6 protein-coding genes are annotated in these 6,534 nt (G+C 57.5%); 5 read left to right on the top strand and 1 reads right to left on the bottom strand.

The features are described 5' to 3' along the window. Nucleotides 1–122: 122 nt before the first annotated feature. Complete coding sequence (locus AC07O1_RS26950; RefSeq protein WP_494993940.1) at nucleotides 123–479, bottom strand: hypothetical protein; 357 nt, start codon at nucleotides 477–479, stop codon at nucleotides 123–125. Between the two features lie 284 nt (nucleotides 480–763). Between AC07O1_RS26950 and AC07O1_RS26945 the strand changes: the two genes are divergently transcribed. The 5 genes from AC07O1_RS26945 (at nucleotide 764) to mgtA (ending at nucleotide 6,521) form a co-directional block, all read left to right on the top strand. Further along, nucleotides 764–1,135: a cupin domain-containing protein gene (locus tag AC07O1_RS26945; RefSeq protein WP_494993939.1), complete on the top strand. Its 372-nt coding sequence runs from the start codon at nucleotides 764–766 to the stop codon at nucleotides 1,133–1,135. A 158-nt stretch (nucleotides 1,136–1,293) separates the two neighbouring features. Continuing rightward, complete coding sequence (locus tag AC07O1_RS26940) at nucleotides 1,294–1,530, top strand: hypothetical protein (RefSeq protein WP_494993938.1); 237 nt, start codon at nucleotides 1,294–1,296, stop codon at nucleotides 1,528–1,530. A 208-nt stretch (nucleotides 1,531–1,738) separates the two neighbouring features. Further along, nucleotides 1,739–2,158: a glycine zipper domain-containing protein gene (locus tag AC07O1_RS26935; protein ID WP_495090768.1), complete on the top strand. Its 420-nt coding sequence runs from the start codon at nucleotides 1,739–1,741 to the stop codon at nucleotides 2,156–2,158. 210 nt (nucleotides 2,159–2,368) lie between these two features. Continuing rightward, nucleotides 2,369–3,106, top strand: coding sequence for a thioesterase II family protein (locus tag AC07O1_RS26930; protein WP_495090767.1), 738 nt, complete (start codon nucleotides 2,369–2,371; stop codon nucleotides 3,104–3,106). Between the two features lie 649 nt (nucleotides 3,107–3,755). Then, nucleotides 3,756–6,521 carry a magnesium-translocating P-type ATPase gene (gene mgtA, locus AC07O1_RS26925; protein ID WP_495090766.1) on the top strand — a complete coding sequence of 922 codons (2,766 nt, stop codon included), beginning with the start codon at nucleotides 3,756–3,758 and terminating at the stop codon, nucleotides 6,519–6,521. The last annotated feature ends 13 nt before the right edge of the window (nucleotides 6,522–6,534 follow it).

Below are 6,534 nucleotides of genomic sequence, written 5' to 3'. Positions count from 1 at the left end.
ACTCGTCACAGCGCCTTGGCTCTGGGCCGCCGGCATCCGAATTTGAGCTAACGAACTAGCCACACAGGCCACTAGGTACGCCGCACCACCTCAGTGGTGCGGTGTGCTTTCAAAGGAAGACGCTATGCATGAACTCGCCGTGAAATCTCTTGATAGGTCGTACTGTCAACAGCAGCCAGCAGCTTTCGACCGTCCTTGAGTGTCGCTATAAAAGTCACCTCGGTCTCTTTGCCCGCCAACATAAAACCGGCGATAGCCCCTATGGGACCGAGCAACATTGCGCCTGCTATACCGAGACCTATGGCGTCTTTGACTTTCTTTATAGATTCCTCATTGGCAACCTCCAGCGTTTTCAGCGCCGAAAGGGGGAGGGTGATTCCAGGCCATCGATTGAGGGGGGTTCTGAGGGTAAAAGTGCCATTTCGATATTCTCCATCACCCTGCAGGAAATCCCCCGCTAACACTGTGATGTTTGCCATTTTGATTTTCCCTGGCGGCAATCGGTGAAGAAGTATTGCGCGCTTATCGCGTGCCGACGTCAATATTGTGGCGATGAAATGCAACGCCATTTTTCCCGGCATGTCTGGAAAAGTATCGAGGGCCCGATCAACGGGATTTCAATGATTTCGATCGTCAGCTTCCCACGATTTAAGGACTAGAATTATCAGGCGCATCAATGGGGGCGATGCCGATGGCTTGTTGGCGGTTAGACGCTTTTGCGCTGCCTGCAGGCTTTCCAGCCACTCAATTGAGGGCCCATATCATGTTCGCTCATGAGCAAATAACCGAGCACAAATCCTTCTCGGAACCCGATGAAACCCGCGAGTTTCCACATGGAAAAGCGGAAATCCTCAAGATTGGCAATTCAGAGGTTGGACGCTTCACATTCAAACCTGGGTGGCGCTGGTCGAATGACATTCAACCTTTGGCACAGACACCTAGTTGCCAGGCCCCGCACTTCCAGTATCACGTCGCCGGTAAGCTTGCCATTCGCATGGATGACGGTACTGAGATCATTGCAGGGCCGGGAGACATCACGTCACTGCCTAGAGGTCACGACGCTTGGGTGGTCGGGGACGAGACTGTGGTGGTGGTGGATTGGTTTGGTGCAAGTAACTATGCCAAGAAGGTCTGAGGTAGTGGGGTGTGTCTGTGATTCAGGACTGGGAAAAGGGGGGTAGATTAAACAGATCTACCCCTTTTGTTCCGGTAAGCATGGGGATACGTCGTCAGGAGTGGCGTGAGTGGATGGCGTATGCCTTACTGGGATTTAAACTTCAGAAGGATGCGGTTATGACTGAGCGCCATGTGGATTACGTGGAAACGCTTTCGAATGGATGCAAGATTGAGGTGAAGGCGCAGATCCTGAAGGACGGCTCCCTGCAGTTGCTCGTTGCCGCTTACACGCCGGACGGGAAACCAATCGTGGAGGGCTACAGGCCTGAGATCCATAATCTGGACATGGAGGGCGCGATGGACCTGGCGATAGATGTTGCCAAGCGCATTGGCAATGGCGAAAAACCTCAGTAGTGGTCAACGTTTGGTACCCGTCAGCGGGACCTGCGAGCGAGTGATCGAGCGGGGTGCGAACAGGTTTTTTTTGCCTGTGTGAAAACTCTTTCCTTAAACGAAATGTCCAACCTTCACAACTAGTCAGGTCTGGTAGACCCAGAGGCTGGACATGTCATTATCCAAAATATTCATTTTCCCAATAGTCAGCATTCTTGAGGTTCACATCATGCGTTTAACACTGCCTACTCTGGTTATTGGGCTTTTGCTCGCCCAAGGTGCGATGGCGGCGGGCGATGGTACGGCCGCCGTTGGTGGTGGCCTTGGTGGTGCGTTAGGGAATATGGTTGGCCGGCAAATGGGGGGCAGCACCGGTGCGGCGATTGGCGCGGGTGTTGGCGGCGCAGCGGGGAGTGCGGTAGGCGCTCGCAAGGGCAGCAAGACTAATGCCGCCATTGGTGGCGGTCTCGGCTCGGCAGGTGGTTCGATCATAGGTAACAAGGTGGGCGGGTCGACCGGATCCACCATCGGTGCCGGCCTCGGCGGCGCAGCGGGTGGCGCAGTGGGTAGCAACTTGTCCAACGACGGTGGCAAGAGTCATTCCGGTGGCAGGAGGCACAAACACAAGCACAACTTCAAACACGACTGAGTTTTGATTGGTTGGCGTGTTCAAGCCCGGCCCAGTGCCGGGCTTTTTCGATTTCAGGTATCGACTTCCGGTGAGTCGCAGGTAGCGGGTGTGGTGGTATTGAGTGCGGAGGTAGAGAGTTACCGACGTTTGAGCAGTAGAGTCATTCAGGATCGCTAATTTACGCGTGCCTTCGTCCGTTCTCTTTACAGACAACCCATTGAGGTAAGCGTGGTGACCAAACTGACACTGTTGTGCCTGCCGTATTCCGGGGCCAGTGCCATGGTCTACAGCCGCTGGCGACGCAAACTGCCTGAGTGGCTGCATTTGCAACCGGTGGAGTTGCCGGGCCGTGGCGCACGTTTTGACGAAGCATTACAGACCGATATGCACGCGCTGGTGCTGCAACTGGCCAGCGAGTGCAAGCCGTCCCTGACGGCGCCCTATGCGTTGTTCGGCCATAGCCTGGGCGCCTTGCTGGCGTACGAGATGGCCCATGCGCTTCGCTCGCTGGGGTGTCCGGAACCGGTGGCTTTGTTTGCCTCGGGCACTGCGGCGCCGACCCTGCGCGCGGAGTACGATCGGGAACTGGCCGTGCCCAGAACGGACGCGCAGCTGATCGACCAGTTGCGCACCCTTGAAGGGACCCGTGAAGAAGTGCTGGCCAATGAAGAACTGATGAGCCTGGCGTTACCGGTCCTGCGCGCGGACTTTCTGTTATGCGGCAGTTTCCATCCGCTGGCCCGGCCTCTGCTCAAATGCCCGGTGCATGTCCTCGGCGGCACCTCCGACAGGGCCAGCACCGAGCAGTTGATTGGCTGGAGCAAGGAGACCCACGGCAGCTTTTCGATAGACATGCTGGCGGGTGGGCACTTCTTCATCCATGAGCATGAGGCCAAAGTGCTGCGGGTGATCAAGAGTCACCTGCAGGTTCATCACCGGCGGCATGCCTTGATGCCAGTCGGTTAGCCGTCTTCGCCCCCAACCTGAACCCTTCCTGAAGAATTTTCTGATTCACCAGGCGCAAATGTATAGAAGGTTTACTCACCGGAAAACGGCGCGTAAGCTTCGCGCGTTTTCATCAATAGCGGAGACCCACAGTGGGTACTTGTTCGAGTGACAGTAGTCGGCCGGTTTCGGTAACCGGTATATTCTCGGCAAGATAACGCGCAGTCTCCTGTGCCGTTGTCTCGCCGAAAAGCGAGAAACGGCATTCCGATCGCGGCCAGTCCTGGCCTGCATCCCGACGTCTCTCTCATCGACACTGAACAGTGCGTGATGCCCGGCCTTGAGCCGCATCGCTGTGCTACGGACGCGCCTGTCATTTTTGACCGGCGGGCCAAACCCGCTTTGCCGGTTACTCGGGCAAGGCCTCGGGTCGGCCATACCTGCTCGTAGTTTCCTGGCTCTGACCGTTAGGGGGGAACAGCCATGGGCATCATCAATATTCTGACTCATCGCCGGCAACATCGACCTGCGCTGCCGGTACGACTGCGATTATTGCGGGCGTAAAGCCCTTCCTCGAGACCACAAAAATTATGACTGACTGTTCCGATTTAAGGCTGCCTGCGTAGTCACCTGAAAGAGGGTGAGGCGCAGGCGGTGCGGGAGTAACACCATGAAGCTCACCCTGTTGAAAGAAATCTTTGCCGGCTTCCTGCGGACCCGGCACTTTGCCCGGCACTTCCGCCGACTGGCGCTGTTGGAAAGTTTCACTGACGTCACCGTCAACCGTGAGGTACCGCCGACTCTGGCGCAAACCCTGGTCGCTGCGGCCAACAGTGAAGCGCCTGTATTGCTGGAAAAACTTGGCAGCCACAGCGATGGCTTGAGCGATATCGAGGCCAATGCGCTGCGTGAGCAATATGGCCTCAACGAGGTCGAGCACGAGCAACCCCTGCCATGGTGGACCCACCTGTGGCACTGCTACAAAAACCCCTTCAACCTGCTGCTGACGTTGCTTGCGGTCATCTCCTGGCTGACCGATGACATGAAAGCCGCCACGGTCATTTTCTCTATGGTCGTGCTCTCCACACTGCTGCGCTTCTGGCAGGAAGCCAAGTCCAACAAGGCCGCCGATGCCCTCAAGGCGATGGTGAGCAATACCGCGACGGTGATGCGTCGCGATTTCAGCGTTGAAGCTGCGCCGGTGTTCGGCAGGTTCCATGGCGCTTCGGTGGCGGTCAAAGGCGCGCAGCGCATCGAGTTGCCGATCAAACAACTGGTGCCTGGCGATCTGATCGTGCTCTCGGCCGGCGACATGATCCCCGCTGATTGCCGTGTGCTCGGCGCCAAGGACCTGTTCGTCAGCCAGGCAGCGATGACCGGCGAATCGATGCCGGTAGAGAAGTTCCCCCGTCAGCAAGACGGCGAGACCCGCAACCCGCTGGAACTTACGAACATCCTGTTCATGGGCACCAACGTGGTCTCCGGCGCGGCAACGGCGGTGATTTTGACCACCGGCAACAGCACTTATTTCGGAGCCCTGGCCCAGCGGGTCGGTGCCACTGATCGTGCGCCGACGTCGTTTCAGACGGGGGTCAACAAGGTCAGCTGGCTGCTGATTCGCTTCATGTTCGTGATGGCGCCGTTGGTGCTGTTCATCAACGGTTTCACTAAAGGTGACTGGATGGAAGCGCTGCTGTTCGCGCTGTCTATCGCCGTGGGCCTGACCCCGGAAATGCTGCCGATGATCGTCACCTCAACCCTGGCCAAAGGGGCGGTGTTTCTGTCGCGCAAAAAAGTCATCGTCAAACACCTTGATGCGATCCAGAACTTCGGCGCCATGGACGTGCTGTGCACCGACAAGACCGGCACCCTGACCCAGGACAAGATCTTTTTGGCGCGACATGTCGACGTCTGGGGCAAAGAGTCCGAGGACGTGCTGGAAATGGCTTACCTCAACAGCTACTACCAGACCGGCCTGAAAAACCTGCTGGATGTGGCGGTGCTTGAGCACGTTGAAGTCTACCGTGAGCTGAAAGTCGGCACCGCGTTCCGGAAGGTCGACGAGATTCCTTTCGACTTCACCCGGCGGCGCATGTCGGTGGTGGTGGCGGAGCAGGATCAAGCGCATTTGCTGATCTGCAAAGGCGCGGTGGAGGAGGTGCTGGCGGTGTGCAAACGTGTGCGCCATGGCGAGGCCGAGGAAGCCTTGACCGATGAGTTGCTGGCGCGGATTCGTCAGGTCACCGCCGAGCTCAATGAAGAAGGCCTGCGGGTGGTGGCAGTTGCCGCGCGAGCCATGCAAACCGGGCGCGATATCTATAGCCTGGCGGATGAGCAGGAACTGACGCTGATCGGCTACGTGGCGTTTCTCGATCCACCGAAGGAAAGCACCGCGCCCGCGCTCAAAGCGTTGGCAGCCCACGGCGTGGCAGTGAAAGTGCTGACCGGCGACAACGAACGGGTGACCGCGAAGATCTGCCGTGAAGTCGGGCTGGAGCAACAAGGCCTGTTGATGGGCAATGACATCGAACGCATGAGCGATGCCCAATTGGCCGTCGCGGTGGAGACCACCAACGTCTTCGCCAAGCTGACACCTTCCCACAAGGAGCGCATCGTTCGACTGCTCAAAGGTAACGGGCATGTGGTCGGTTTCATGGGCGACGGGATCAACGATGCGCCGGCGCTACGCACCGCCGACATTGGTATTTCGGTGGACAGCGCGGTGGACATCGCCAAGGAAGCGGCCGACATCATCCTTCTGGAAAAGAGCCTGATGGTGCTGGAGGAGGGCGTGCTGGAAGGCCGTCGGACCTTCGCCAATATGCTCAAGTACATCAAAATGACTGCCAGCTCGAATTTCGGCAACGTGTTCTCGGTGCTGGTGGCCAGCGCGTTCATTCCGTTCCTGCCGATGTTGCCGATGCACCTGCTGGTGCAGAACCTGCTGTATGACATCTCGCAGATCGCCATCCCGTTCGATAACGTCGATGAGCAAATGCTGAAAAAACCACAACGCTGGCAGCCGGGCGATGTCGGGCGTTTCATGCTGTTCTTCGGGCCCATCAGTTCGATCTTTGATCTGCTGACCTTCGCCTTGATGTGGTATGTCTTTGATGCCAATACGCCGGATCACCAAACCTTGTTCCAGTCGGGCTGGTTCGTGGTCGGTTTGCTGACCCAGACACTGATCGTGCACATGATCCGTACACCGAAGATTCCATTCCTGCAAAGCCGCGCAGCCACGCCGTTGCTGGTAATGACCGGGATCATCATGACGGTCGGGATTTTCCTGCCGATGGGGCCGTTGGCGCACTACTTCAAACTGCAGGCGTTGCCGTCGCTGTACTTCGTGTTCCTGCCGGTGATTCTACTGGCGTACATGGCACTGACCCAGGCGGTGAAAGGCTTCTACATCCGCCGGTTCGGCTGGCAATAAACCGATGATCGTT

The organism is Pseudomonas sp. GW821-FHT07G10 (assembly GCF_059418545.1).
This window is presented reverse-complemented; position numbering and strand designations above follow the sequence as displayed.